Annotated in this window: 22 protein-coding genes; 2 read left to right on the top strand and 20 right to left on the bottom strand. The window is 72.3% G+C overall.

What is annotated here, in order from left to right:
• Positions 1 to 27: 27 nt before the first annotated feature.
• From H8838_RS02320 to H8838_RS02295, 6 genes are all read right to left on the bottom strand, one after another.
• Positions 28 to 1,383 (bottom strand): hypothetical protein, encoded by a 1,356-nt coding sequence (locus H8838_RS02320; RefSeq protein WP_185995286.1) that lies wholly within the window; start codon positions 1,381 to 1,383, stop codon positions 28 to 30.
• Positions 1,380 to 2,027, bottom strand: coding sequence for a neocarzinostatin apoprotein domain-containing protein (locus tag H8838_RS02315; protein ID WP_181309682.1), 648 nt, complete (start codon positions 2,025 to 2,027; stop codon positions 1,380 to 1,382). The genes H8838_RS02320 and H8838_RS02315 overlap by 4 nt, the downstream gene beginning before the upstream one ends.
• Positions 2,028 to 2,055: 28 nt before the next feature.
• Complete coding sequence (locus tag H8838_RS02310; protein ID WP_185995287.1) at positions 2,056 to 4,968, bottom strand: branched-chain amino acid ABC transporter permease/ATP-binding protein; 2,913 nt, start codon at positions 4,966 to 4,968, stop codon at positions 2,056 to 2,058.
• Positions 4,965 to 5,720 carry an ABC transporter ATP-binding protein gene (locus H8838_RS02305; RefSeq protein WP_185995288.1) on the bottom strand — a complete coding sequence of 252 codons (756 nt, stop codon included), beginning with the start codon at positions 5,718 to 5,720 and terminating at the stop codon, positions 4,965 to 4,967. Before H8838_RS02305 ends, H8838_RS02310 begins: the two co-directional genes overlap by 4 nt.
• Positions 5,698 to 7,065, bottom strand: a complete 1,368-nt coding sequence (locus H8838_RS02300) for a type 1 periplasmic-binding domain-containing protein (RefSeq protein ID WP_181309687.1) — start codon at positions 7,063 to 7,065, stop codon at positions 5,698 to 5,700. Before H8838_RS02300 ends, H8838_RS02305 begins: the two co-directional genes overlap by 23 nt.
• Positions 7,066 to 7,128: 63 nt before the next feature.
• Positions 7,129 to 9,240 (bottom strand): hypothetical protein, encoded by a 2,112-nt coding sequence (locus tag H8838_RS02295; RefSeq protein WP_185995289.1) that lies wholly within the window; start codon positions 9,238 to 9,240, stop codon positions 7,129 to 7,131.
• A gap of 73 nt (positions 9,241 to 9,313) precedes the next feature.
• On the opposite strand from H8838_RS02295, the gene H8838_RS02290 reads away from it, so the two are divergent.
• The gene (locus H8838_RS02290) at positions 9,314 to 9,985 is read left to right on the top strand and encodes a class E sortase (protein ID WP_185995290.1); all 672 of its coding nucleotides are present in this window, start codon (positions 9,314 to 9,316) and stop codon (positions 9,983 to 9,985) included.
• Between the two features lies 1 nt (position 9,986).
• Complete coding sequence (locus H8838_RS02285) at positions 9,987 to 10,142, top strand: hypothetical protein (RefSeq protein WP_185995291.1); 156 nt, start codon at positions 9,987 to 9,989, stop codon at positions 10,140 to 10,142.
• A 40-nt stretch (positions 10,143 to 10,182) separates the two neighbouring features.
• On the opposite strand, the gene H8838_RS02280 is transcribed toward H8838_RS02285, so the two are convergent.
• The 14 genes from H8838_RS02280 to H8838_RS02215 all read right to left on the bottom strand — a co-directional run bounded on the left by H8838_RS02280 (position 10,183) and on the right by H8838_RS02215 (position 24,956).
• Positions 10,183 to 10,935 (bottom strand): maleate cis-trans isomerase family protein, encoded by a 753-nt coding sequence (locus H8838_RS02280; RefSeq protein WP_185995292.1) that lies wholly within the window; start codon positions 10,933 to 10,935, stop codon positions 10,183 to 10,185.
• On the bottom strand, positions 10,932 to 11,639 hold the full coding sequence (locus tag H8838_RS02275) for a hypothetical protein (RefSeq protein ID WP_185995293.1): 708 nt from the start codon (positions 11,637 to 11,639) through the stop codon (positions 10,932 to 10,934). The genes H8838_RS02280 and H8838_RS02275 overlap by 4 nt, the downstream gene beginning before the upstream one ends.
• Positions 11,639 to 12,442, bottom strand: coding sequence for an SDR family NAD(P)-dependent oxidoreductase (locus H8838_RS02270; RefSeq protein ID WP_185995294.1), 804 nt, complete (start codon positions 12,440 to 12,442; stop codon positions 11,639 to 11,641). The genes H8838_RS02275 and H8838_RS02270 overlap by 1 nt, the downstream gene beginning before the upstream one ends.
• Positions 12,439 to 13,392 (bottom strand): hypothetical protein, encoded by a 954-nt coding sequence (locus tag H8838_RS02265; protein ID WP_181309698.1) that lies wholly within the window; start codon positions 13,390 to 13,392, stop codon positions 12,439 to 12,441. Before H8838_RS02265 ends, H8838_RS02270 begins: the two co-directional genes overlap by 4 nt.
• Positions 13,389 to 14,129 (bottom strand): hypothetical protein, encoded by a 741-nt coding sequence (locus H8838_RS02260; RefSeq protein WP_185995295.1) that lies wholly within the window; start codon positions 14,127 to 14,129, stop codon positions 13,389 to 13,391. Before H8838_RS02260 ends, H8838_RS02265 begins: the two co-directional genes overlap by 4 nt.
• Positions 14,126 to 15,412, bottom strand: a complete 1,287-nt coding sequence (locus tag H8838_RS02255) for an aromatic ring-hydroxylating dioxygenase subunit alpha (protein ID WP_185995296.1) — start codon at positions 15,410 to 15,412, stop codon at positions 14,126 to 14,128. Before H8838_RS02255 ends, H8838_RS02260 begins: the two co-directional genes overlap by 4 nt.
• An 11-nt stretch (positions 15,413 to 15,423) precedes the next feature.
• Complete coding sequence (locus H8838_RS02250) at positions 15,424 to 16,425, bottom strand: alpha/beta hydrolase family protein (protein ID WP_181309703.1); 1,002 nt, start codon at positions 16,423 to 16,425, stop codon at positions 15,424 to 15,426.
• A 10-nt stretch (positions 16,426 to 16,435) separates the two neighbouring features.
• The gene (locus H8838_RS02245) at positions 16,436 to 17,245 is read right to left on the bottom strand and encodes an oxidoreductase (protein ID WP_185995297.1); all 810 of its coding nucleotides are present in this window, start codon (positions 17,243 to 17,245) and stop codon (positions 16,436 to 16,438) included.
• 93 nt (positions 17,246 to 17,338) lie between these two features.
• Positions 17,339 to 18,772, bottom strand: a complete 1,434-nt coding sequence (locus H8838_RS02240; protein WP_185995298.1) for an aldehyde dehydrogenase family protein — start codon at positions 18,770 to 18,772, stop codon at positions 17,339 to 17,341.
• Positions 18,769 to 19,983: an FAD-dependent oxidoreductase gene (locus H8838_RS02235; RefSeq protein ID WP_185995299.1), complete on the bottom strand. Its 1,215-nt coding sequence runs from the start codon at positions 19,981 to 19,983 to the stop codon at positions 18,769 to 18,771. Before H8838_RS02235 ends, H8838_RS02240 begins: the two co-directional genes overlap by 4 nt.
• The gene (locus tag H8838_RS02230; protein ID WP_185995300.1) at positions 19,980 to 20,897 is read right to left on the bottom strand and encodes an isocitrate lyase/PEP mutase family protein; all 918 of its coding nucleotides are present in this window, start codon (positions 20,895 to 20,897) and stop codon (positions 19,980 to 19,982) included. Before H8838_RS02230 ends, H8838_RS02235 begins: the two co-directional genes overlap by 4 nt.
• Complete coding sequence (locus H8838_RS02225; RefSeq protein ID WP_181309711.1) at positions 20,894 to 22,402, bottom strand: aldehyde dehydrogenase family protein; 1,509 nt, start codon at positions 22,400 to 22,402, stop codon at positions 20,894 to 20,896. The genes H8838_RS02230 and H8838_RS02225 overlap by 4 nt, the downstream gene beginning before the upstream one ends.
• Complete coding sequence (locus H8838_RS02220) at positions 22,399 to 23,703, bottom strand: acyl-CoA dehydrogenase family protein (RefSeq protein ID WP_181309712.1); 1,305 nt, start codon at positions 23,701 to 23,703, stop codon at positions 22,399 to 22,401. The genes H8838_RS02225 and H8838_RS02220 overlap by 4 nt, the downstream gene beginning before the upstream one ends.
• The gene (locus tag H8838_RS02215) at positions 23,700 to 24,956 is read right to left on the bottom strand and encodes a flavin reductase (protein WP_185995301.1); all 1,257 of its coding nucleotides are present in this window, start codon (positions 24,954 to 24,956) and stop codon (positions 23,700 to 23,702) included. The genes H8838_RS02220 and H8838_RS02215 overlap by 4 nt, the downstream gene beginning before the upstream one ends.
• Positions 24,957 to 25,057: the final 101 nt, after the last annotated feature.

The following is a 25,057-nucleotide window of genomic DNA, read 5'->3' as shown; positions in this document are numbered from 1 at the left end:
CACCCGCCGCGGTGGTCTTCTCGTCGGTCAGGCTTCCTGACGGCGTCGCGGGAGGTGGAGGAAGAGCGCCACCCCCGCCAGCACGAGCGCGCTGGACCACAGGCCGAGCATCGCCAGCGGCGCCCCCGACCCGGTCTGCGGCAGGGTGCTGGTGCTGGGAGTGCCGCCGGTCGGCGTGCCACCGCCCGGAGAACCGCCGCCCGGCGCCGTGCCCGGGTCGGACTCGGGCATCTCGCCGACGCCGAAGCTGGCCGCACCCAGGGCGCCGCCGCCCTTCACCGTGCACTGGGCGCTGATCGCCACGCCGGACATCTCGCCGAAGGCGAACGAGAAGCCGGTCACCTCGACGTCCGCCTCGTCTGCCGAGCTGCTCATCTCGGCGGTCAGCGTCGGCACGGGCACGGTGCCGTACGGCGCGGCGTTGACCGTCGACCTCCCCTTCAACGCCACGGCCGTGCCGCCCATCTTGGCGTTCATCGTGACGTTCATGGTGCCGTTCTCGATCGGCACCGGGGCCAGGCCCGGGATCTCGCTCATGCTCGCCGCGAGGGAGACCTTCTGGTCGCCCGTCTTGGCCCGCGAACCCGCCAGCCGGACGTCGGGGGTGTAGTCGAAGTCGCTGCCGAACGGCTGCAGCAGGCAGGCGTAGGTCACCTTCCCGGTGGCCGGGCTCCCCTTGCTGTTCGAGTCCTCAGGGTCCTTGCCCGGGCCGGGCTTCTTGGTGGGCTTCGGGCTCTTGGTGGGCTTCGGCTTCGTCGTCGGCGTCGGCGACGGGGATGCGGTCAACGTCGGGACCGGAGTGGCGGTCGGCAACGGACCTGCCGCGCCGTCCACCCCGATGTCACCGATCGCCCAGCTGAGCGCGGTGCCCGCGATCGGGCAGTAGGTGGGCAGCACGTAGCCGAGAGCCGCCGCGTCGATCTGGATGTTCGTGACCACCACGGAGATCGGGGTCGCCGCGCCCGGGATCGTCGCCGACACCTTCGGCACCGGCACCGGCGCATTGGCAGGGACGTCGACGGGTCCGCCCGCACCCTCCAGCGTGACCGGCGTGCCGTTGACCGTGGCGGTGATCTTGGCGACGGTCTTGGCGTCCTTGAGTGCGATCGGCACGATCCCGACCCCCCCGGGCTTCGCCAGGTCGTTGGCCTGGATCTCGAGGTGGGTGTTGGTCCCGTCGGTCTGCGCGGTCACCGTGAGCGAGGCCGCCCAGTCGAACGTCGGGAAGTAGGGCACCTCCGGCGTCGGCGCCAGGTGCGCGGTCTGGCACGCGACCGTCTGGGAGGAGGTCACGGGCGCGGCCGAGGCAGGCGTGCCGAGGCCCAGGGTGACGGCGACCAGCGAGGCGGCGGCAGCGCCGACCGACAGCCGACGCGCCCTCATGCGACACCGCCCAGGCGGCGAGCGCCGAGGCCGAGTCCGGCCCCGGCCAGGAGCAGCACGACCGCCCCCAGCACGGAGAACGCCACGGCCTCACCGGCGCCGGTCTTGGGCAGGCTGTCGTCGCCGCCCGCGGCCACGTCGTTCCCGTCCGCGCTCTCATCCTCGCCCCCGGTGTCCTCGCCGTCCTCGGCGACCGGCTCGGCACTGCCCGAACCGAAGGTGATCGGGATGACCACCTGGTTGGCCGCCACCGTCGCCGCGTCCTCGGCGGTGGGCAGCGGCGCCGCGGCGATCACGCACTGGACCTTGGTGCAGTCGTAGGACCCGAACTTCTCCTTGACCACGATCGTGAAGGTCCCGATCGAACCGGCGCCGTCGGCGTTGCGGAACGTCGCACCCCCCTGGAGGTTGCAGTGGCTGGGGCCGGTGTAGCCCTCGATGCACTGGCCGGCCGCGATCTGTCCCATGCCGGGAGCGAAGCCCTTGCCGGAGAGCGTCACCTCCTGACCGTCGGAGAGACCGTCCTTCGCGCTCACCTCGAGCGAAGGACCGGCCGCGAAGCCCGGCGGCGCCCCGACGAGAGCGACCACGAACAGCGCGATCGTGGTCGCCAGGACCTTGGCGAGTGTGGTGGTGCTTCGCATGGTGGTTCTCCTCGGGTCGGACCTTGGCTCAGGGGTGGTACTGCGGGGCTGCGGGCAGGGGGTCGAGGGGTGTCTGCGCGACCGACGGGAGGCCGCCGGCGCGGACGGCGGAACGGGCGATCGCGCTCTCGTCGGTGCCGAGGTAGGACCGGACCACCTCGGGGTGCTCGCGGACCTCGTCGGGGGTGCCGACCGCGACGACCCGACCGAGGTTCATCGCCACCATCCGGTCGCAGAGGTGGGAGAGCAGCGGGAGGTCGTGCTCGATCACGATCATCGTGGTGCCGAGCTCGCGGCGGATCCCGTGCAGCAGCTCGCCGAGCGACTCGCTCTCGCTCTGCGCGATGCCGGCCGAGGGCTCGTCGAGCAACAGCACCCGGGGCTCCAGGGCGAGCAGGCTGGCCAGCTCCACCACCCGGCGCGTGCCGGTCGACAGCTCGGAGATCTGCCGGCGGGCGAAGGGGGTCAGAGCCATCCGCTCGAGGAGCTCGGCGGCCTTCTCCTCCTTGCGCTGCTCGGCCTCCCGGGCACCCATCATCGCGGTCCAGAGCCGGGAGGGCTCGAGCCGCTCCTGGGCGAGCATCAGGGTCTCCTGCACGGTCAGCGTGCCGAAGAGGGCCGCGTCCTGGAACGACCTGACCAGCCCGAGGCGGGCCCGCTGCTCGGGCGTGCGCCCGGTGACGTCGCGGCCGGCGTAGCCGACCTGGCCCCCGTCGGGGGCGGTGAAGCCGGCGATGATCTCGAAGAGCGTGGTCTTGCCGGCCCCGTTGGGCCCGATGATGCCGACGATCTCGCCCTGGACGGCGTCCAGGCTGACGCCGTCCACCGCCACCACCCCGCCGAAGCGACGGGAGACGCCGTCCACCGAGAGCACGGGGAGCCCGTCGGGCTCGGGCTCGTGACGACCCTCGTGGCGCAACCCCTCCAGCCGGAGCGTGGAGGAGAGCGGCGAGACCGGCTTGTCGTCCGAGCCGTGCCTGGCGTGGCGCACGTCGATGCCGGCGCGCCGGGCCACACCGTCGGCCCACCAGTCGCGAGCCCGGGCGATCAGGCCGCCCAGTCCGTCGGGCAGCAGCACGACCACCAGGAGCCAGCCGATCGACAGCGCGGCGCTCCCGGCCAGGCCCAGGGTGAACATGCTGGGGATGCCGATCAGGATGATCGCACCGAGGATCGGGCCACCGGTCAGCACGAGGCCGCCCACGACCGCGATCGCCACCACGTCGATGCTCGCCGAGGCCGGGAACGAGTTGACCGTCAGCTGCGTCTGGCCGTGCCCGATCACGGCCCCGCCGAGCCCGGCCACCGCACCCGAGACCGCGAAGACCTGCATCTTGCGCATCCGCGCGCCGACGGTGAAGGCCCGCGCCGCGTCCTCGTTGTCCCGGATCGCCTGCAGGGTGCGGCCGAAGCCGCTGTGCCGCACGTTGCCCACCAGCCAGGTGGCCACGACCAGCATCAGCAGGGCGAAGAGGTAGTAGTCCACACCCATCGTGAGTGCGTAGCCGAAGACCGTGGGCTTGGCCGGCTGGACGCCGAAGCCCAGGAAGCTGTCGAGGCGCAGCAGCCAGCTCGTGGTGGCCAGCGCCAGGGCCAGCGTGGAGACGGCGAGCGCCAGACCCTGCAGCCGCATGGCCGGGATCCCGACGAGCGCCGAGGCCGCCGCCGCGGCTGCGATGCCGGCTGCGAGGCCGAGGACGAAGCTGCCGGTGTTCTCCACCGCGTGCACCGAGACGGCGGCGCCGATGCCGGCGTAGGCGAACTGGCCCAGCGAGAGCTGGCCGGAGACCCCGGTGAGCAGCCCGACGGAGAGCCCGACCAGCGCGAAGCCGACCACGTTGGTCATCGCCGAGGCCGTGGAGTTGGAGACGACGTAGGCGAGGCCCACCGCGCCCCCGACCAGGGTGGTGCCCATGACCCGGGGGAACCAGCGGACTGCCCAGAGCCGGCGGTACTCCACCGGCAGCGGGGTCATCACGATCCGCTGCCAACCGACCCGCTCGCGGGCGGCGCGGCCCAGCGCGGGCTGGCGGAGCAGGGCGACGACGATCACCAGACCCAGCGCCAGCGGCACGGCGTTGCGCGTGTCCGGGTTGGAGAGCAGCAGCTGCTCGAGCACGCCGACGCCCAGCGAGGCCACCACCGCGATCGGGATCGAGGACATCCGGGCGATCACTGCACCGGCCAGGCCCTTGAGCAGGATGTCCGGGCCGAGGGTGTCGATCGACTGGCCCGCGGTGGTCGGCGTGACCAGCATGGCGGAGAAGGCCGCGACGGCCCCGGCGATCGCCCAGGCCAGCGTGGCCATCCGACGCGCGGGGATGCCTTCCAGCAGCGCGGCGTCCTCGTCGTCGGCGGCCGCGCGGATGGCGACCCCGACCCGGTGCTCGCGCAGGAACCAGGCCAGGGCGACGAGCAGGACCGGGCCGAGGACGACCATCGCGACGTACGGCGTGCTGATGGTGGTGGAGCCGAGCTCGAACTGCGGCAGGCCGGGGGGGCGCGGGAAGGTGAAGCCGCTGACCCCGTCGGCGTTGATGATCAGCGCGAAGATCAGGATGAACTGGGAGAGCCCCAGGGTGGCGATCATCCCGATCATCGTGGGTCGCCCGGTCAGGCGGCGGACCACCAACCACTCGATGCCGGCCGCGAGACCCGCGGCCACCGCCATGGCCAGCACGAAGGAGAGCCAGTAGGGCACCCCCCAGTCCGCGGCGAGCAGACCCAGCACGGAGGCGCCGAAGACGCCGATCGAGCCGTGGGCGAAGTTGACGAACCGGCTCGACCGGTAGACCAGCACCAGGCCGATCGCCAGCAGTCCGTAGGTGAGACCGGCGAACAGGCCCAGCACCAGCCGGTCGACACCGAAGTCGAAACCGGCCAGCGAGAATCGCAGGTCGGTCAGGGCCATCACGTGGGGCAGCTCCAGCACGGGGCTCATACCGCCTCCGCCACGTGGCCGCCGAGCATCAGGGCGCGGATCCGGTCGGGGTCGGCCGCCAGGGCCTCGGCGGTGTCCTCGGCGATGACCTCGCCCTTCTCCATCACGTACGCCCGGTGGACCAGCGAGAGCGCGACGTTGACCGACTGCTCGACGACGAGGACCGACGCGCCGCGCTCGTTGAGCCGGCGGACCAGCTCGCACAGCCCGCCGACCACGACGGGCGCCAGGCCGAGCGAGAACTCGTCGATGACCAGCAGCTCGGGATCGTTGACGATCGCCTTGGCCAGCGCGAGCATCTGTCGCTCACCGCCCGAGAGCGTGGAGGCGGCCTGGTTCCGACGGGCGTCGAGCCGCGGGAAGATCACCAGGGCGGCCTCGACCGCCTCTTTGACCCACTTCTTGTCCTTGGCCGCATAGCCGTGCATCGTCAGGTTGTCGACCACGCTGAGCGAGCCGAAGGTGGACTGCCCGACGACCTGGCTCAGGCCGGCCTGCACCCGCTTGCGCGGCGACCAGGCGGTGACGTCGAGACCACCGAGGTGGACCGATCCCGAGGTGGGCGTCAGAAGCCCGCCGATCACCCGCAAGGTGGTGGACTTGCCCACCCCGTTGGGACCGAGCAGGGCGACCATCTCGCCGCGCTCCACCCGCAGCGAGGCGCCGAAGAGCACCTGTACCGGACCGTAGGAAGCGTTGATCCCCTCGCACCTCAGCGCGGGGGTCGCGTCACTTCGTGTCGAAAGGGACATCGTCGCCCTCGTAGACGAAGCAGTCGCAGTCTTCGGCGAACCTCATCACCCGGTAGGCCCCGGCCGCGGCACGGGTGCCGTCGCCCATCGCGTTGCCGAAGCCCGAGGCGGTCTGGAAGTCGCCGCCGTCCCTGTCGACGGCCTCGCCCCACGCCGCAGCGTTGAGCGGGCCCTCGACGCCGTCCGCGCCCAGCTTGAGCAGCTTGACGGCGTCGCAGTAGGGCAGCGCCACGCGCGCCGCCTCACGGGTCTCGAAGGTCTCCCCGGCCTCGGCGTAGATGTCGAGGCACTCCTGCTCCGCGCCCTCGGCCGGGAACGACATCTGGTCGTCCGCGACGTCCTGGGGCGGGTGGAAGCCGACACCGACCATGCCCTTCATCGTGTCGCTGGGCACGGTGCCCGGGTTGTTGACGAAGAACGAGGGGTTGTCGTAGCTGGAGATGGCGTACGTGGCGTCGAACTCCTTCGAGCCGGCGATGGTCGCGAACATCGAGGCCAGCCGCGAACCGCCCAGGAACATCACGCGGTCGATGTCGGCGGTGGCGAAGGTGATCGCGCCCTGCTCCAGGCCCATGTACAAGGTGCCGATGTCGGTGGTGTCGACCCACGCCACCTCGGCGTCGATCCCGAGCTCGTCGAGCTGCGGCACCGCCAGGTTCTTCACGGTCCGGTCGTTGACCGGGGAGTCGGCCGCCACGATCGCGACCTTGTCCCGGCCCTCGAAGAAGCCCTCCTTGTCGAGCGCCTTGATGTAGGAGGAGACGAAGGCGTCGTACTCGGGGAAGCTCGGCGCCCACAGGTACGGGGCCAGCTCGTCGTAGAGCACGCGGTCGTTGGCCACCAGCGAGATGTCGAGCATCAGCGTCTTCCGCTGGGCGTAGCACGGACGGGCGTTCGACTGGTACTGACCGGTGAGCACCACCGCGAACGCCTGCTCGTCCTGCGTGACCTCGTTGCAGAGCTGCTCCTCGGTGGCCGGCGAGTCGGTCTCCGCGTTGTACCAGCGGAAGACCGCGTCCAGCTTGCGTCCGCCCAGGCCGCCGTTGTCGTTGACCCACTCCTCCAGGGCCTGCACCTGCTTCTCGGGATCACCGATCGAGGCGGTCGTGAACCCGGTCGTCTCCTTGACCTTGTCGAGGTCGACCCCGACGAAGACGACCTTCACCGACTCGTCGGTGGTCCCGGGACCCGCCGTGGCAGTGTCCACCTCGCCCCCGCCGCCGCCTGGCAGCAGGGCGCCGCAGCCGACCAGGGCCAGGCAGAGGGCGGCGCAGGTCAGACCGGAGCGCAGCAGCAGTGACCGGTCCGTGCGCCGTGACGAACGGCGTTCCCTTGCGTGAGCCATGGCTCCCTCTCGATCGGGCGTGGCCGAAACTATATACGATATCTCTTTTTCCGCCAGGGGGTCTCAGGCCCGCTCTGCCGGCGAGAGCTCCCGGGTCGCCATCCACCGGTCCAGCGCGGCGAGGTCGATCACCGCGTCGTCCGAGGCAGCGGTGACCGTCGCGCCCTCGACGCCCGCCCCACCGGCACGTACCGCCTGCAGCTCCCACCAGCGCGCCAGGGTGGCCAGGTCGATGACCGCCTCGCCGTCCCGCACGGACGGCCGCCCGGCGGCGACAGGCGGTGCCAGTGCCGCGACCACGTCGGGGCGGACCTGCCGGCTGCGGCGCCGCACGGCCCACGCGATCAGCAGCACCCCGAGCAGGTTGGCCGCGAGCAGCCCCCAGGGGTAGGTCTGCCAGGTCACGGCGAAGCCACCGATCGCGCCGTCGCCCACCTGACCGGAGACCACGTAGGTCCCGAAGGCGCCGGTGGGCAGCGAGACGGGGACCTCGACGACGCGGGTCTCCCCGGGCGCGAGGGTGCCGACGCCGTCACTGCGGTAGACGGGCCCGGCGTCCTCGTCCTTGCCCACGGCGACGGTCAGCCCCGGAGCCCGCGCAGGATTCCGGCCGACGTTCTCCAGCGACAGCCGGAGCACCCGCGACGGCGCTCCACCGAACAGGTCGCCCAGGTCCGTCGAGCCGACGAGCACCGCCTCGGTGACCGCGACCTCCCCGCCCCGGGCCACCGGCGCCAGCTGCTCCCGCGGGTCGTCGCCCTCCCCCTCGACCTCGCCGTCGACGACGTCGACGTCCAGGTCGAGCGGCTCGGGGATCTCGACCGGCGTCACCACCACCGGGACCCCTGAGCGCGGCACGCTGGAGGGAGGTGTCGGCCGGGGCTCGGGCGAGCCCTCGCCCCCGCCCCCGTTCCTCCGGGGCTCGGTCTCGCGTCCTGGCCGGGAGCCGGTCAACCCCGCCTCGTCCAGGTCGAGGGTGACCGAGAGTGCCCCGCCCGAGCGCTGCACGGCCCGGACCTCGACGACCTCGCGCCGCGAGGGCACCGGGAGCCTGGCCCGGATCCGCCCGCGCGGGCCGGCCTCGACGACCACTCGGGGACCCATCTGCTTCCCGTCCGCGTCGCGCAGGCTCAGCCGGACGGGCTTGCCCGGGTCCCACTGGTCCCCGATCAGGCGCCACTTCCGCGGGCCTGCCTTCTCGTGCGGCGACACGGTCGGCTCACCGAGGATCTGGAGGGGCGTCTCGACCACCAGCGGGACGTCCCCCACCACCGAGGCGCGCAGGAGGCCGTCGCCGGGAGCGACCTCCTCCGGCACGGGGACCCAGGCGACGGCCGAGCCGTCGGCCGCCGCGGGCACGCCGACCGGGGTGCCGCAGGCGTACGGCGTCGCCGGATCCTCGCCGGCGGCACAGAGGGTGAGCTCGACAGCACGCCCGGAGGGGAACCCGCCGAGGGTCAGGCCGAGCGTGTCGCCCGCACGGGCGGCGGTGGTGACCCGCTGCCCCCCGACCTCGGAGACCACCAGCGAGGTGCCGGGTGCGACGACGTAGGTGGTGGCCACGCCGGGGTCCAGGGGGGTGGTCGCCGGGTTGACACCTCCGGGCATCCCCTCGGCCTGCCCGTTGCAGACGATCCGCTGTCCGAGCGCGGGCAGGTCGTAGACCACGCCGCGCAGGACCAGGGTGGTGGAGCCCGCCACCGTCAGGGGCAGGACGCCGGTGGCCGTGGTCGCCGGGATCGCCGTCATCCCGGCGGCGAGGGTGAAGCCCGCGGCCACCGACGGCAGGGCGGCGCGGACCCCGGTGGGGCCCACGGCGTCGAGCAGGTACGTCACCGTGCCGGTCGTCTCGGCCGGCTGGGGGGCGACGGCCGGCCCGCCCGAGAGGCCTACCGACAGCCCACGGGCACCGCCCACCGCGGTCGCCCCGCTGGTCGCGAGACCGACCTCCGGCAGCACCGGCGCGACCGTCCAGGGCTCCAGCGTCGTGCTCACGTCGGCGTGACCCGCGAGCTCCTCGACGCCTGTCATCGGCGCCGGCACGTAGGTCCAGCATCCACCCGAGGGCGCGATCCCGGGCACGTCGGCCGCGGCGCTGGTGGTCGCGAGACCGGGCAGGACCGATCCGACGAGGACCGCGAGCGCGAGCAAGCCGCGGACACGTCTGTTCGGCATGCGCACTCCTGAGCGACTGGGCCGCGGGACTGGATCACCTGGGGCAGCCGACTCTAGATGATATATTCATGTGGTGTCGAGCACATGGAGAGCCGCAGGCGCCACGGCCGTGCGGGGCCTGGCCGAGCTGATGCTCACGACCGGGGCGCTCCTCGCGGCGTTCGCCTTCTACCTCCTGGTCTGGACCAACGTGCAGACCCACTACGCCCAGGCGGACCATCTCGAGGAGTTCCGGGCCGAGCAGCGCCAGCACCCCCAGGGGCGCACGCTCGAGCCCCGCACCGGGGACGGCCTCAACGTGCTGCACATCCCCCGGCTCGGCGTCGACTGGGAGTGGGTGGTGGTCGAGGGGGTCGACCTCGAGACCCTCAACGACGGGCCCGGGCACTTCCCGGGCACCGCGCTCCCGGGCAAGGTCGGCAACTACGCCGTCGCCGGCCACCGCGCCACCCACGGGGAGCCGTTCGCCGCCCTCGACCAGCTGGTCGAGGGCGACGAGGTCCACGTCGAGGCGGCGGACGGCTGGTACACCTACCAGGTGACCTGGTCCCGGATCATCGCCCCGACGCAGGTCGACGTGGTCGCACCGGTCCCGGGTCAGCCCGGCCGCAGGCCCACCGCCAGGACCATGACGCTGGTGACCTGCCACCCACGGTGGGGATCGACGGAACGGCTGGTGGTCGGCGCACAGCTGGTGGAGCGGAGATCACCCGCGGCTGGTCCCCCCGACGGGCTGGAGGTCTGAGGTGTACGCGTGGATCTGGCGGAGGCTGCCGGGCTCGATCCCGGTCAAGGTCGTCCAGTCCGTGCTGCTGGTGCTGCTCGTGCTGGTCGTCCTGATCACGTGGGTCTTCCCCGCCGTGGAGCCGCACGTGCCGATCGACCAGGTCGTCGTGGGCTGAGCCCAGGTCGTCGTGGGGTGAGCCCGGGTCGGCGTCCGGCTCAGAAGTCCCGCAGCAGCGACCCGTAGCCGTGCAGGCGGTCCTCGATGCCGTTCTCGCGCAGCGCCATCCACCAGGTGGCGGCGTTGATCGCGATCACCGGCTTGCCGAGCCAGCGCTCCGCCTCGTCGGCGAGCTCGGCCATGCAGAGGTTGGTGCCGCACTGGACGATCGCGTCCACGTCGTCGTCGTCGACCTCGCGCAACGCCTCGCGCAGGGTCTGCTCGCTCACCTGGGCGATCGAGACCGCGTCGGGGCAGCTCAGCCCCTCGATCCGGCCAACCTCGAAGCCGAGCTCGGTGAAGAACCTGCGCACGTTCGCGTCGCCGAGCGGGGTGTACGGCGTGACCACGGCGATCTTGCGGGCGCCGTAGAGGTGCAGCGCGCGCTCGCACGCCTCCGCGCCGGTGGCCACTCCCAGGCCGCCCGAGAGCTCCTTGATCTGCTGCACGAACTGACGGTTGCCCTCCACGCCGTCCCAGAAGGTCTCGGCGCTCATGCCCATCACCAGGTAGTCGGGCTCCATGGTCATGATGCCCTCGACGCAGTCGGCCATCGAGGCCCGGATCTGCTCGAGCAGGGCCTCCATCCCCTCGTCGTCGCCGATCCGTCCGTCCCGGATCAGGATCCGCCCGTAGTGGGAGGTCACGCCCGGCACCCGCATCATGTCGAACTCGGGCTGCACGATGGTGTTGGTGCTGGGCGCGATGACGCCGAACTTGCGGCGCCAGCCCAACCGGTCGGTCCCGCTCATGCGGGCACCTCCTCCTGCTCCTCGGCGGCGGCCGAGGCGGGAGGCCTGCTCATCTGCTCGTGCAGCCACAGCGCACCCAGCAGGAAGCAGAGCTGCACCGCCGAGTTGGTCAGCTGCTCGGCCCACTGCAGCTCGGCGGACTGATTGGGCTGCGCGGCCAGCGGCGGGAGCACGTTCGTGCCCACCACGTAGACGACGAAGAGCACACCCACCGATCTCTTGCCCTGGCGGAAGGCGTAGGTCGCGGCCGTCAGCCCGAGGAAGGTGGCCCCCACCGCCGCCGCGATCAGCAGCGGCCAGGTGTCCCCCATCCACACGGCGCCCACCGCCGCCGCGACAGGGAAGCCGGCGAACGGCCACGGCGTGACGGTGCTGCCGCGGACCGCGCTGAGCAACGCCCACGACAGCGCCGCGAACCCGAAGGAGAGACAGGGGAAGAGGAGGTTCTCCAGGATCGGGTACTCCCAGCACCCGGTGGCCACCAGGAGCTTCCAGGTGGCCTTCCCCAGACCGCCCAGGGTCACCACCAGGGCCCCGACGAGGGCGACCGGGAAGGCGCTGGGCACCCGTCCCCGCACCGCCCGGGCCACGAAGACCAGCGCGGCTCCCGCGAGCACGACCGGGACGAAGTCCTCGAGTGCGAGCGCGAGACCGTACTCGGCGCAGACGTCCACCCCGCGTGCCGACGACATCACCGTCGACATCAAGGGGCCTCGGAGAAGATGTCGCGCTTGGTGAAGCGGGCGGTCGCAAAGCGGCTCGCCGCCTTGCCCCGGGTCAGCCAGGCGACCCGGACGCCGTGCTTGGTCGCAGCCAGGACCTGGTCGGCCAGCCAGGGGGTCACCGTCTCCACCCGGTCGCCCAGGATGTTGAAGATCTTCTTGACCTTCTCGAAGCCGGCCGGGTCGTCCGCGTAGTCCCCCACCAGCAGGTCGGTCGCGACGATGCCGGGTGAGAGGAAGCCGACGTTGACCGGCGTGCCCTTCGCCTGCCGCACCAGCGCCTCGGTGAGGTACTGCACGGCTCGCTTGGAGGCGCCGTAGACCGCCATGCCGTCCTGGTGCTCCCCGCGGGAGCCGAAGCCCTCCATGTTCCAGATCCAGCCGCCCTCCGGCTGCGCGGCCATCCCCTCGGAGGCCACGGCACAGCCGTTGACCACCCCCAGGACGTTGACCGCCAGCACAGCCTCGACCTCGTCGGGGTCGATGGCGTGCAGCGAGCCCCGACCGGTGGAGAGCCCGGCGTTGTTGATCCAGAAGTCGACCTGGCCGAAGGTGGCCGTCGCGTGGCCCCAGAGCAGGCGCACGGCCTCCCGGTCGGAGACGTCGGCCTCCAGACCGGTGGCACGGTCCCCCGCGCCGAGCTCGGCGAGCGCCTTGGCGACCGCCTCCGGCGTACGCCCGCAGATGACCACCCGGCACCCGCGCGCCAGCAGCTCGCGGGCCAGGCCGAGGCCGATGCCACGGGTGCCGCCGGTGACGACGACCACCCGCCCCTCGCCGCTCATCGGGGCTCCCAGACGAGCGAGCCGTGCACGAAGTGGGTGCTGGTGTCCCCGCGGAACAGCTGCCACACGACGGCGAGCTCCCGGGTGTCGGGGTCGATGAGGAACTCCCGCCCCTTGATCTTCTCCACCCCCGTGGCGTCCGGTCCGACCAGGTGCTGGCTCGTGAAGAGCGCCCGGCCGTAGGCGGTCGCGTTGCCGTAGACCTCGGGGCCCTCGTACATCGTGCGTGCCCCGTCGCGGTGGCGGTCGAAGGTGTACTGCCGGTCCAGGTCGCCGACCCAGGTCACCCGCTGGCGCGCGGAGCGCAGCGACGTCGGGTCGTGCTCGATCGTCACCTCGACCTTGCCCTCGCCCACCTGGTCGGCGCCGTTGACGAAGAGCGTCCCCACCCAGGCGCCCGCCTGCTTGGTGGGCAGCACCTGGGGCCGGGAGCCCCGCTGCTGCTCCAGCTCACGCCACTGGTCGACGAACCGCTGCGTCTCGGGGTTGGTCTCCCGGTCCAGGGTCCGCTTGTAGACGCCGTTGAAGACTGCGCACACCGACCAACCGTCGTGCAGGACCGAGGAGTAGACCTGGGTCTCCCCGTCTGCCAGCACCTGGTTCCAGGTGCGCAGGTCGGCCTGCCAGCCCGGGGAGTAGTAGTGGGCGTCGACGAAGAGGCCGTAGGGCTGTCCGGTCCCGTAGAAGTCGGGCCCGGTGTAGACCCGGTTCTCGTCCGAGTCGACGACGCCGAAGTCGAACTGGGCGCCCAGCTCGAAGCGGCTGCGCAGCGGGCCGGAGCCCGAGAGCTTGGAGTCCATCCAGTAGCGGGTCCCCTGCGCGGTGACCTCGCTGGCGCGGGCGATGTACTCGAAGCCGACGTGGTTGCCCTGTGCGTCGAAGAGGCCGGGGATCCCGTGCCACTCCCCCTCGATCCGCTTCTGCCACTCGCTCGGCTGGGCCTCACTCATGCCGGGAGCTCGTTGCTCACCAGCTGCGCCCGGATCCCCTCGGCCACGGGCTCGGTGATCAGGCGGGAGATCTGCGCCCACACCTTGTCCACCTCGGGGCTGAAGAGCAGGGCGCGGTTGCGGGCGTCGCGCTCGGCCAGGTCGGTGTCGGCCAGGTCGGCCTGCACCTCGGCCGGCACGTCGCCCTCGACCAGCGAGAACCAGTGCTCCAGGTAGGCGGCGACCGGCTTGTCGAGCTGTCCGAAGGCCTCCGGGGTGGCGCGGCTCGCCAGCATCCAGGCGGACATCACCGTGAGCTGACGGTTGTCCAGCTCGGCCCGCGACAGACCCTCCAGTGCGAGGACCTCCTTGTAGGTGTCGGTCAGCGGGGTGTGCGCCCAGTCGTTGTAGACCATGTGGGTGCCCGCATCGGCGCGCTGGATCAGGTCGAGGTGGAAGGCCAGGTGCCCGCCCGCCGCCACCGAGTCCAGGGTGAAGTGCGGGACCGGGCTGTCCTCGGGCATGAAGGCGAAGACCATGTGGCTGTCGAGCCCGATCTGCGGCACCACGATCCCCACGTAGACGGCCTTGGCGATCCGCTCGCCGGAGTAGATGCGCACCGACCCCACCGGGTCAGGACCCATCGCGGAGTGCAGGACCTGGTAGGCCCCGCCGTCCGCGCCGGTGATCTCGGTCAGCCCGCCCCGGGCGACCAGGGTCTCGAGGGTGTTGGTGCAGAGGGCTTCGGGGAGGCTCATGCCTTCACTTCCTTGTCCTGGGTGGAGTCCTGGGTGGAGTCCTGGGTGGTTGCTGCCTGGGTCGGCTCGGCCGCGCTCGGCGGCTCGGGGTCGTCCATCACGAGCCGGCGCTCGGTGCGGACCGGCACCTCGGACTCCCCCCGGCCCATCCGCAGCTCGCGGCTGCGGACCTCCTTGTAGTTCCAGGCGCTGGCGAGCTCGGGGACCTCCTTGCGCACCGGCGACGGGATGACCCGCGCCTCGACCCGGGCGGGCCCCTCACCCACGATCGTGTTGTCCTCCACCCCCCAGCCGGCCTCGATCAGCTCCTGGCGGCGGCGGCGGTACTTGATCGCGTTGTAGTCGCTCTTGACGTGCAGCTCGGCGGAGAGGTCGAACGGCAGCAGCTCGGGCCGGACGGCGTCGACGATGGCCTGGTCCTCGTAGAGGACCTTGAAGATCCGACGACGGGCGTCACGGTCGGCCCAGGCCCCCTTGAAGAAGGACCGGAGCGCGACGAACTTGACGAGGGTGGTCTCCTCGTCGATCGGGATGTTGACGTCGAAGATCTTCAGCGCCCCCATCGGGGTGCCGATCTCGAGCAGGATCATGTTGGGCAGCCACCAGGTGGTGGAGACCGGCACGGGAGGCCGGTCGGCCAGGGCCTGCCTGTTCGGGTTGATCATCCCCCACAGGCCCTTGGAGCGCGGCGGGTTGAGCTCGATCGACACCTTGCAGTGCCACTCGGACTCCTCGATCTGGAACTCGGGGACCTCGGGCTTCTCCTTGTTGCCGAAGACGCCGCCGTGCACGAACGGGGTGTGCGCGACGTCCACGCCGTTCTCGAGGATCCGCTCGTAGTTCGACTTCCACAGGAACTCGCCGGTGACGGCGCGGTAGTTGACGTCGTCGTCGATGACCGACCAGTCGGGGAGCGGCGGGCGCTCCTCCTCGGGCAGGTCGCCCATGTAGACCCAGACGAACTTGTACTTCTCCTGCGTCGGGTAGGAGTCGACCCGCGCCTTGCGCGGGATGCCCTTGTCGGGGTGGGCCGGAATCTTCTCCACGACGCCCCCGGGGTTGTACTCCCAGCCGTGGTAGGGGCAGACCACGCAGTCGCCCTTGAGCTCGCCGTCGGAGAGCGCCGCGCCACGGTGCACACACAGGTCCGAGAGCGCCACGACGGAGTTGTCGCTGTGCTTGCGGTACAGCACCAGCTGCTGACCCAGGAGCTTGACCTTCATCGGCTTCCCGGGCTTCACGTCGGAGCTGAACTCCACCGCGTACCAGAAGTTCTTGAACATGACGGTTCCTCCTAGCGACGACTGACGTCGACGATCTCGGGTCTGCGATGGTCGTGCCATCGATCCAGCGCGGCCTTGGACTCGGCGTCACCGATGAGCCTGGCAGCGAAGAAGGTGGTCACCAGCTCGGCGAGCACGCCGCGCAGGTGATCCTGGTCGGCGTCGGTGGGCTCCTCCAGGAAGCCGCGCGCCGATGTTGCGTCCTCCGGAGCCGCCGGCAGCATGTGGCCGGCTCCGGCGAGCCGGACCAGCCACGCCTCGGCAGCCAGGGGCAGCGCCTCGAGCCAGGTCCGCTCCACCGGGTCGTGCCCGGGCGCGCCTGCCTCCTCCCCGTAGCGGACGGCACTGGCGGCGACCACGCCGTCGGCCGTGCCGGCGACCAGCATCACGGCGGCTTCGACCGGGGACGCCAGCAGCGTGCCCGCCTCGAAGCCGAGCTGCTGGGAGGCCATGGTGTGGGCGCCGTAGGTGGCCACCGCGCGGACCTGGGGGAACCAGGCCGCTCGAGCCGACTGGAGCGCCACCGTGCCGCCCGCGGAGTGCCCGAAGATGCCGACCCGGTCCAGGTCCAGGAGACCGGCCAGCGGGCCCGCCCCCTGCGCCCCTGACAACGCGGCCAGCACGGCGCCGAGCGCGGGCGTGGTCGGGCGCGACCCGTAGGTCTGCGGCGAGACCGCGTCGAGGTCGACGCCGGGGGTGAGCCCGTGCTGGCCCGGGAAGAGCTCGCCGACCCAGTCGAAGGTCACGCAGACCATGCCGGCCCGGGCCAGCGTGACGGCCAGCCCCAGGTAGCCGGAGGAGGCCACGTTGATCCCGGGCAGCACGACGACGACCGGGTAGGGAGCGCCGGCCGGGTCGGCGGGCAGCACGCCGCTCATCCGCTCGAGCTCGGTGCGCGCCGCGAGCGCCGGATAGCGCACCGTGACGTGCATCGTGTCGAACGGCGCCGCCGTACCCGGCACGCGCACGGCCGTGCGGTGGCTGCGCACCAGTCCCGGGTCGGCGACGTCCATGCGGCTGCCCTCAGCGCTGGTGCGGCCGGGGAAGCTGACGGTCTCCACCCCAGAGCGCACGCACCAGCTGCTGGGTCATCTCCGGTCCGAAGAACCGGTCTCCCATCTCGTTGGCGGGGTCACGCTCGGCGATGTTGCGGCGCACCAGCTCGTCCTGCGCGGCGAGCGCGGCCTGCTCCTCGACCGGGACGGGCTGCGCCTCGTCCACCCACCCGAGCCAGCGGTCGAGGTGGCGCTCCGCCAGGTCGGTGACCAGGTCGGTGGTCCGGCGGTCGCCCGGCCCCATCATGCAGTAGGCGGTGGGCGAGAGACTGGCGCGCACGAACGCGCTGCGGCTCACGAAGGGCTGCAGCCAGTCGTTCTCCGCCTGGATCCGCTCCCACTCGTCGTTGAGCGGTGCGTAGTAGGCGTCGAACGACTCGGTGTCGACGAGCAGGTTGGACCGCGGCACGGAGTCGAGGAAGAGCCACCCCTGCGGGAAGGCACCCAGCGCCATGCCGAAGTGCGGCACCCGCACCTGCGGGCCGAGCCAGATGGTCAGGTGCACGTTGACGAAGCCGGCGGCGGCGTTCTCCATGTGCGAGTGGATCATCCAGTCGATCTCGGGGCCGGAGTATCCGCGCACGCTGCCCGAAGGGCCGTTCTCGCTGGTGAACGCCTCCAGCTCCAGGGTCGAGGGGTCACGCTCGAGCTCGAACCGCTGCTGCACCTTGGCACTGAGCCGGTCGACCAGCGCCTTCCAGTCGGCGAAGAGCGCCGTCACGTCGGTGGGACCCGCGTCGTCGAAGTACTCCTGCACCGACTTGAGGTTCTGGGTCATGCGTCTCCCTCTCGTGAACGACTTCTCCAGAGAAAATATATCCTATCAACGCACCGCTGGGGAGGGACGACCTCGAGAAGTCGCCCCTCCGTCTCAGGTGCTCGGGTACGCCGAGGCGGAGAGTCCGGCAGCACCGGCCCGGAAGGCGCCCGGCAGGTGGGTCACGCACGGCTGGACGTACTCCAGCAGCCCGTCGTCGCCGTACTCGCGGCCCCAGCCGGAGCGCTTGACCCCGCCGAACGGCGCGTGCAGGGCCATCCCGGTGCGGTTGTGGGTGTTGACGAAGGTGAATCCCGCCTCGAGCCGCGCGGCCACCTCGAAGGCCAGCTCCTCGTCGGCCGACCAGACCGACGCCCCCAGGCCGAGCTCTCCGGAGTTGGCGCGGGCCACGGCCTCCTCGACCGAGTCGTAGGAGAGCACCGGCAACGTGGGACCGAACTGCTCCTCGGCGACCACGGGGCTCTCGTCGTGCGCCCCGAGCACCAGCGTGGGCCGGACGTAGTGCCCGTGGGACAGGTCACCGACCACGGTGCCGATCTCGACCACCTCGGCGCCCTCCTCGGCAGCCCGGGCGACCAGCCCGCGGACCCGGGCGGCCGACTCCGCGCTGACCACCGGCCCCATGGTGACTCCGGTGGTCAGCGGATCGCCGACGTGCAGCACCCGGTCGGCCGCCCGCACCAGGCCGGCGACCACCTCCTCGAGCCGCGACGCCGGAACGTAGAGGCGCTTCAGCGCCATGCAGACCTGTCCACTGGTGGCGAACGCCGCCATCACCAGCCGCTCGTACGCCGCGTCGTCCAGGTCGGCGTCCGGCAGCAGCAGCGCGGGATCGTTGCCCCCGAGCTCGAGCACGCTGGGGGTCAGGCTGCGCCCGGCCAGCGACGCGATCGCCCGCCCGGCGACGTCGCCCCCGGTGAAGGCCACCCGGGAGACCATCTCGTGCCCGACCAGCGCGGTGGCCGTCTCGACCTCGCCGTGCACCACGCCGAGCAGGTGCTCGGGCAGCACCGCCGCGACCGCCGCCAGGAACCGGCCGGCGGCGAACGGCGCCAGCGGCGACGGCTTCACCACGACGGCGTTGCCGGCCACCAGCGCGGGCGCCACCTTGAGCGCAGTGAGGACCAGGGGCGCGTTCCACGGGGTGATCGCGGCGACCACGCCGAACGGGCGGTGCCTGGTCCGCAGGCGTCCTCGGTCGGCGTCCTCGTGCCGGTCGGCCATCACCTCGGCCGCCCGGCCGGCGTACCAGCGCAGCACGGCGACGGCGAACCCCGCCTCGCCGCGCGCGTCGGCCAGCACCTTGCCGGTCTCGCGGGAGGCCAGCTCGGCGATCTCGTCGAGCAGCGGGTCGAGCGCGTCCGCGGCCCGCAGGAGGAGGGCGGCCCGCTCGGCCACCGGCGTCCTGGCCCACGGGACCTGCGCGAGCGCGGCCGCCCGGACCTGGGCGTCGACCTGCGCGGGGGTGGTGACCTCGACCGTCCCGACCACCTCGTCGGGACGTGCCGGGTTGTGGCGGGTGATCACTGAGGGACCCCGCCGACCGTCGCCACGGGACGTCCCCCGCGCAGCGAGTTGATCATCGAGGTGTTGAGCAGGTGGGCGCGCATCCTCGCCGGGTCGGCGGCCAGGGCGCGCAGCTCGTCGTGGTAGGCCCGCTGCGCCTCCGGGTCGGTCTGGCGCAGCCGCTCCCAGTTGTCGTGGGTGATGGTCTTGACGTAGGAGAGGGCCACCTGCCGCCGCGCCTCGCAGACCTCGTCCAGCTCGGCCTCGGTGCCGGTGCCGGTCAGCACCCGCACCAGCGCCGCGGCCTGGAGGACGGCGTCGTGCAGGCCGCTGTTCATGCCCATGCCCCCGAGGGGGTTGTTGATGTGGGCCGCGTCGCCGACCAGGACCAGCCGTCCCTTGCGGAAGGTGTCGGCCACCCGCTGGTGCACCCGGTAGAGCGTCGTGTGCAGGACGTCCCAGTCCCGACCGAGGTCGACGACGCCGGCCAGGCGCGCCTGGATCCGCGCGGGGTCGATCTCCACCTCGTCGGCGGTCTCGGGGTCCGTCGGGAAGAGGATCCGCCAGTGCTCCGGGGTGCGGAGCAGCACCAGCCACTCCTCGGGGTCGAAGACGTAGTTGACCGCCGCGACGCCGGGCAGGATCGTGGCCAGGTCCTCGGTGGTGGAGGCCACCAGGAAGCGCTCGGGATAGGTCATCCCCTCGAACTCGAAGCCGGCGCTCTGCCGCACCAGGGAGCTGGCGCCGTCCGCACCCACCACCCAGTCGGCGGTGAGCACGTCGCCGGACGCGGTGCCGACCCACGCGCGCTGGCCGACCGTCTCGGCCTGCACCACCCGCTGGGAGAACTCCACCCGCACGTGCGGCAGCTCGCCCAGGGCCGCCAGCAGGATCGGGGTCAGCTTGCTCTGCTCGCACTGGACCCGGAACGGGAACCGGGTGTCCTCGGCCAGGACGCCGAGGTCGAGGTCGGCGATCGGCCCGGTACGGCGGTCGCGGTACTGGAAGCCGGTGGAGACCAGGCCACGCTCCATCAGCGGCTCGAGCACCCCGAGATCGTCGAGCATCTCCAGGCTCGGCGGGTGGTAGGTGGAGGCACGTGACTCCGCCGCCAGGCCCTCGCCGGCCTCCAGGACGCGGACGCTGATCCCCGCCCGGGCGAGGACGAGCGCCGCGGTCAGGCCGACCGGTCCCGCGCCCACCACGATCACCGTCTGCTGGTCGTCGCTCATCTGCTTCGCTCCTCCAACCGGGCCGCCGAAGGGGCGGCGTAGCGCTGTTCGTCATCGAGCAGTCCGGGCAGCCCGACGAGGTCGGTCAGCTCGGGCCAGGCCAGGCGGTCCACGCTCCCGGCGTGGCCGCTGGTCAGGATCTCGTTCATCGCGCGGCGGACGGCGTACGCCGCGGCCAGCAGCGCGGAGACCGGGTGGATCACCAGTCGCACCCCGACCTGGTAGAGCTCCTCGTCGCCGGGGCCGGAGTCGATCGCGCCACCTGCCTCGGAGCGGTTGTAGACCTGGGGGGTCCGGTGGCCGCGGGCGGCCAGGGCGGCGGCGACCTCCTCCAGCTCGGCGAGCCCGGCACCCTCCACGAAGACCGCGTCGGCGCCGGCGTCGGCGAAGGCCAGGCAGCGCTCCACCACCGAGCTCAGCCCCCGCACCGACAGGGCGTCGGTACGAGCCACGACGACCAGACCGGTGCCGGCCTCGACCGCCGCCCGGACCCGTCCGGCAGCCTCGGCCGCGTCCACCACCGACTTGCCCGCCAGGTGCCCGCACCGCTTGGGCGACTCCTGGTCCTCCAGGTGCAGTCCGGCTATCCCGGCGGCTGCGTACGACCTGGCGGTCTGCCGGGCCTGGAGCGCATGCCCGTAGCCGGTGTCGGCGTCGGCGAGCAGCGGCACCCCGTCCAGGGACGGCACCAGGGAGGCCGCCCGCCGGGCGATGTCCGTGCCGTGCACGAAGCCGAGGTCGGGCACCCCCAGATCGACGGCGGAGACGGTGGCCCCGGACAGACACACGGCCGAGGCGCCGGCCTGCGCGGCGAGGGCCGACGAGGGGGCGTCGAAGACGCCTGGCAGGCGCACCACGGCCGGCCCGTCGAGCAGCTCCCGCAGCCGCTGGGCAGACGCGGTCGCGCTCGTCATCCTCCGTGCAGCGCGAAGCCGCCCTCGACGCCGACCACCCGGGCGCAGGTGAAGACGCGGATCGTCTCGATGCTCCCCTCCTCGCCCATGCCGGAGAGCCCCCAGGCGGGGCGGGGCGTCATCAGGTGCAGGCTCATGATCGTCGAGCCGTTCACCTTGACCTCGCCGGCGCGGACCCGACGGGCCACCGCGAGCGCCGCCTCGGTGTCGGCGCCCACGACGTAGCCCTCGAGACCGAACGGCGTGCCGTTGGCCAGGGCCACGGCCTCGTCGAGGTCGGCGTAGGGGTGGACCGTGGCGACGGGCCCGAACATCTCGTCCTCGGACGCCTCGTCAGGCACGCCGGTGAGCAGGGTGGGAGCCAGGAAGCTGCCGCCCGACTCGGGGAGCGGCGTGAAGGAGTGCTCCGTTCCGCCCGCGGCGACCCGGGTCTCGATCTCGGCGCGCAGCCGGGCGAGGTGGCCCGGGTGCACGATCGGCCCCAGCTCGGTGGTCGGGTCCAGCGGGTCGCCGACCTTCAGGTCGGCCAGCCGGGCGCCGATCCGCTTGAGCAGGTCGTCGGCCATCTCCTCCGGCACGACGAGGCGGCCCAACGCCCGGCACCACTGGCCGTTGAGGGTGGTCAGCAGCTCGGCCGCGGCACGGGCCGCATCCTCGATCTCGGCGTCAGGCATGACCACGAGCGGGTTGTTGCCGCCGAGCTCGAGCTGGAGGGCGGTGAAGTTGGCGGCGCAGGCCGCGGCGATGGCGCGGCCAGCGGCCAGCCCGCCGGTGAAGGAGACCGCGCGCACCCGTCGGTCGTTGACCATCCGTCCGCCGACCGACGCGCCGCCCTGGAGCAGCTGGAACGTGCCGGGGGCCACCTGCTGCTCGCCGAGCACCCGGTCCACCACGCGAGCCAGCTCGGTGGTGCCCCACGGCGCGTACTCGCTCGGCTTGAGCAGGGTCGGCGCGCCGGCGGCGAGGGATGAGGCGATCTTGTGTGCGGCCATCGGCGCCGGGGCGTTCCACGGCACCAGGCACAGCGCCGGCCCCTGGGACAGCCGGTGCACCTCGACCTGGTGGCCGGACTCTCCGACCCGGGTCTCCAGCAGCACGCCCGCGCGCAGCATCTCGGCGGCCAGGTGGAAGGCGCCGGGAACGATCACCGCGACGATGCTGGTCTGGGTGATCGGCACGCCCGTGGCGAGCGACTCGAGTGCCGCCAGCCTCGGCAGCTCGGCCGCGAGGGCCTCCCCCACGGCGTCGAGGATCTCGGCTCGCCGCTCGACCGGGACGTCGCTCCACGCGGCGGTGGCGTGCACCCGGTGCGCTGCTGCGAGCGCGGTCTCGACGTCGCTCTCGGTGCTGGCGACGGCCTCGCCCAGAGCCTCGCCGGTGAACGGATCGATCAGGCCGAGCCCCAGCAGGTCACCGGGCGTCGACCAGACGCCGTCGACGAGCTGCTCCACGGCCGGGACCACGAGGTCGGCTCGTGGCACCGAGACCGCCGACGACTCGCTCATGATCGCGCCCCGGCCGGCTTCTGGAAGCTGTCGGTCGTGGTGAGACCCGCCCAGCCCTCGTTCTCCACGATCATCTTGGCCAGGTCCAGCTTGCCCCGCTCCGCCGGGAACGCCTGGACCAGTCCCATGGCGGTGTCGCGCACGGCTCGGCCGGTCACGTTGCCCATCAGGGCCCCGGAGGTGCCGCACATCTTCAGGGCCGAGAGGGCCACCTCGTGGGCGTGCTCGCAGATGGCGCCCTTCGCGAGCTTCCAGGACTGCACGACCTCGTTCTTCGGCAGCAGCGGCGGGTCGCTCGCCTCCAGGTCGACCTGGCGGCGCAGCCACAGGTGCGCCTCGGCCAGGTGCCGCTCGCCCTCCCCGATGATGACCTGGTGCATCGGGCTGGACGCGATCGGCTTGCCGGTGTCGGCGAAGGTGGCCCGCATCGTGCGGTCGAGGGCGAAGGCCCAGGCGCCCTGCGCGATCCCGGCATAGATGGAGGCGATGGCGATCTGGTTGCCGACCCACGAGCCGCGCGACATCTGGGTGGCCCGGGTGAAGGCGCCCGGCACTGCCAGCGACAGCTCGTCGGGGACGAAGCAGTCCTCCAGCACCAGGCCGTGGTTGTCCGAGGCGCGCATCCCCAGCCCGGTCCACGGCGCCCGCGGGCGAGCCCCTGCGCTGGTCCGGGGCACCAGGAACAGCGTCAGGGCATCCAGGCCCTCGACGTCGTCGCGGCGAGCCGTCACGAGGTAGTAGTCGGCGGACCCGGAGAGGCAGCCGAAGGACTTCTCGCCGTTGAGCAGCCAGCCGCCGTCCGTGCGGGTCGCGGTGGTGCGGATCAGCACGTTGGCGTTGGAGGCCTTGACGGCCTCGCTGGCGAAGTTGCCGATGGCCTTCTTGTCCCTGCCCATCAGGTGCAGCACCTTGTGCGCGAAGGCCCTGACGTCCGGCGCCTCCTCCTCGCTGTACAGACCGGCCTCCAACGCAGCCAGCGGCAGCATGCCCCGCGAGGAGGAGGAGCAGTGGAAGAAGAAGGCGAGGGCGGTGGAGCCGCAGACCGTGCCGAGCGCGTAGGTCGTGGCGGCCAGGTCGCGCAGGCCGCCACCCAGACCGCCGAACTCCTCAGGCACCACCAGGCCCAGCAGCCCGGCGTCGCCGAGCAGCTTGAGGTGCCCCTCGGGCAAGGCACCGTGCTCGTCGGCAGACTCGGCGGCCGCGGCGATCGTCGGCAGCACGGACTCGACCCGCCTGGCCCGCTCCCGCTCCGCCTCGGTGAGGTCCGGGAACACGAGCTCTGCGGTGGTCTTCGACGTCATCCTGCTGCTCCTACGATCTGGGGTCCGCTGGGTTCGACCAGCGAGGACGGGGTCAGTGGGGTGGGTGCACCGGCGCGGAGCTCCCGGGCCAGTGCCGCCAGGGCGGCGGAGTCGACAGGGGTGTGCACGTCGACCTCCTCGAGCAGTCGGACCAGGTCCTCGGTCGCCACCGCTCCGTCGATGCCGGCCAGAGTGGTGTCGAAGTGACGCACACCACTCTTGAGGGCGATGATCGCCTTGACCAGGCCCAGGCGGTCGCGGTCGTGCAGACCCATCCGCAGCGGCACCGGTCGCGCCAGCGCCACCGCCTCCTGGAGGAAGGCGCGCACTCGCAACGGGGTCGCCGACCCCGCCGTGTCCGGCACGCCGATCTCGAGCACCCGGGCTGCCGCGAGCTGCTCGATCGCATCGAGGACGACGTCCAGGCGCTCGGGTGCGAACGGGTCCTGGATCCGCACGGCGCTCCGGAACTCGATCCCGCCCAGGGCCGCGAGAAGCTCCTCGGTCCGCCCCGGCTTCCCGGGATCCAGGCAGATCTCCACGACACTGACGCCCGCGGCCAGGACGAGGTCGGCCTGGGCCCGGTCGGCGACCAGCACACTGGCGGTCTCCAGCGGCAGCGTGCGGGGGACCATGGCGCCGGCCTCCTCGAGGCTGACTGCACCCGTCAGGTCGGCCACCCGGACCCGGGCGCCGGCACCGGCCACGCCCGCGGCGACGTGAGCGACCTCCTGGTCCCGCGCGGCGACGGCCAGTCCCCCGACCACACCGGGGTCCGACAGCGCGGCCACGTCGGGCAGCACGTCGGCGAACTGGCCCCAGCCCCGGGCGTGGAAGAGCAGGGGCGCGGAACGACGAGCCGCGCGGGCGCCGACGACCTCACCGACGAAGATGGTGTGGTCCCCGCCGGGGTAGGCGTGCACGACCCGGCAGTCGAACCAGCCCAGCGCCGAGTCGAGCAAAGGCACGCCCGTCTGGTCGGTCGACCAGGTCTCGCCGGCGAACCGGTCGGCACTGGCGTCCATGCCCGCGAACCGCCGACCGACGTCGGTCTGGTCCTTGGCCAGCACGTTGACCCCGAAGATCCCGCTCGCCGCGATCAGCTCGTGGGAGTAGAGCGTCTTGGTGAGACAGATCGAGACCAGCGGCGGCTCCAGGCTGACGCTGGAGAACGAGCTGGCCGTCATGCCGTGCCACGCCCCGTCACCCGCCAGCGTCGTCACCACGGTGACCCCGCTGGGCCACTGGCTCATGACGTCTCGGAACGTCGTCGTGTCGACCACTCGGCACCTCCTGATAGGAGAATATACGATATCTGTTTTGGGAGCGAGGGGATGCCGGGTGGATGATGGAG

Origin of the sequence: Nocardioides campestrisoli (assembly GCF_013624435.2) — a bacterium.
GTDB lineage: Bacteria > Actinomycetota > Actinomycetes > Propionibacteriales > Nocardioidaceae > Nocardioides > Nocardioides campestrisoli.
The sequence above is the reverse complement of the archived record's forward strand: the minus strand, read 5'-3'. Positions and strand labels throughout refer to the sequence as shown.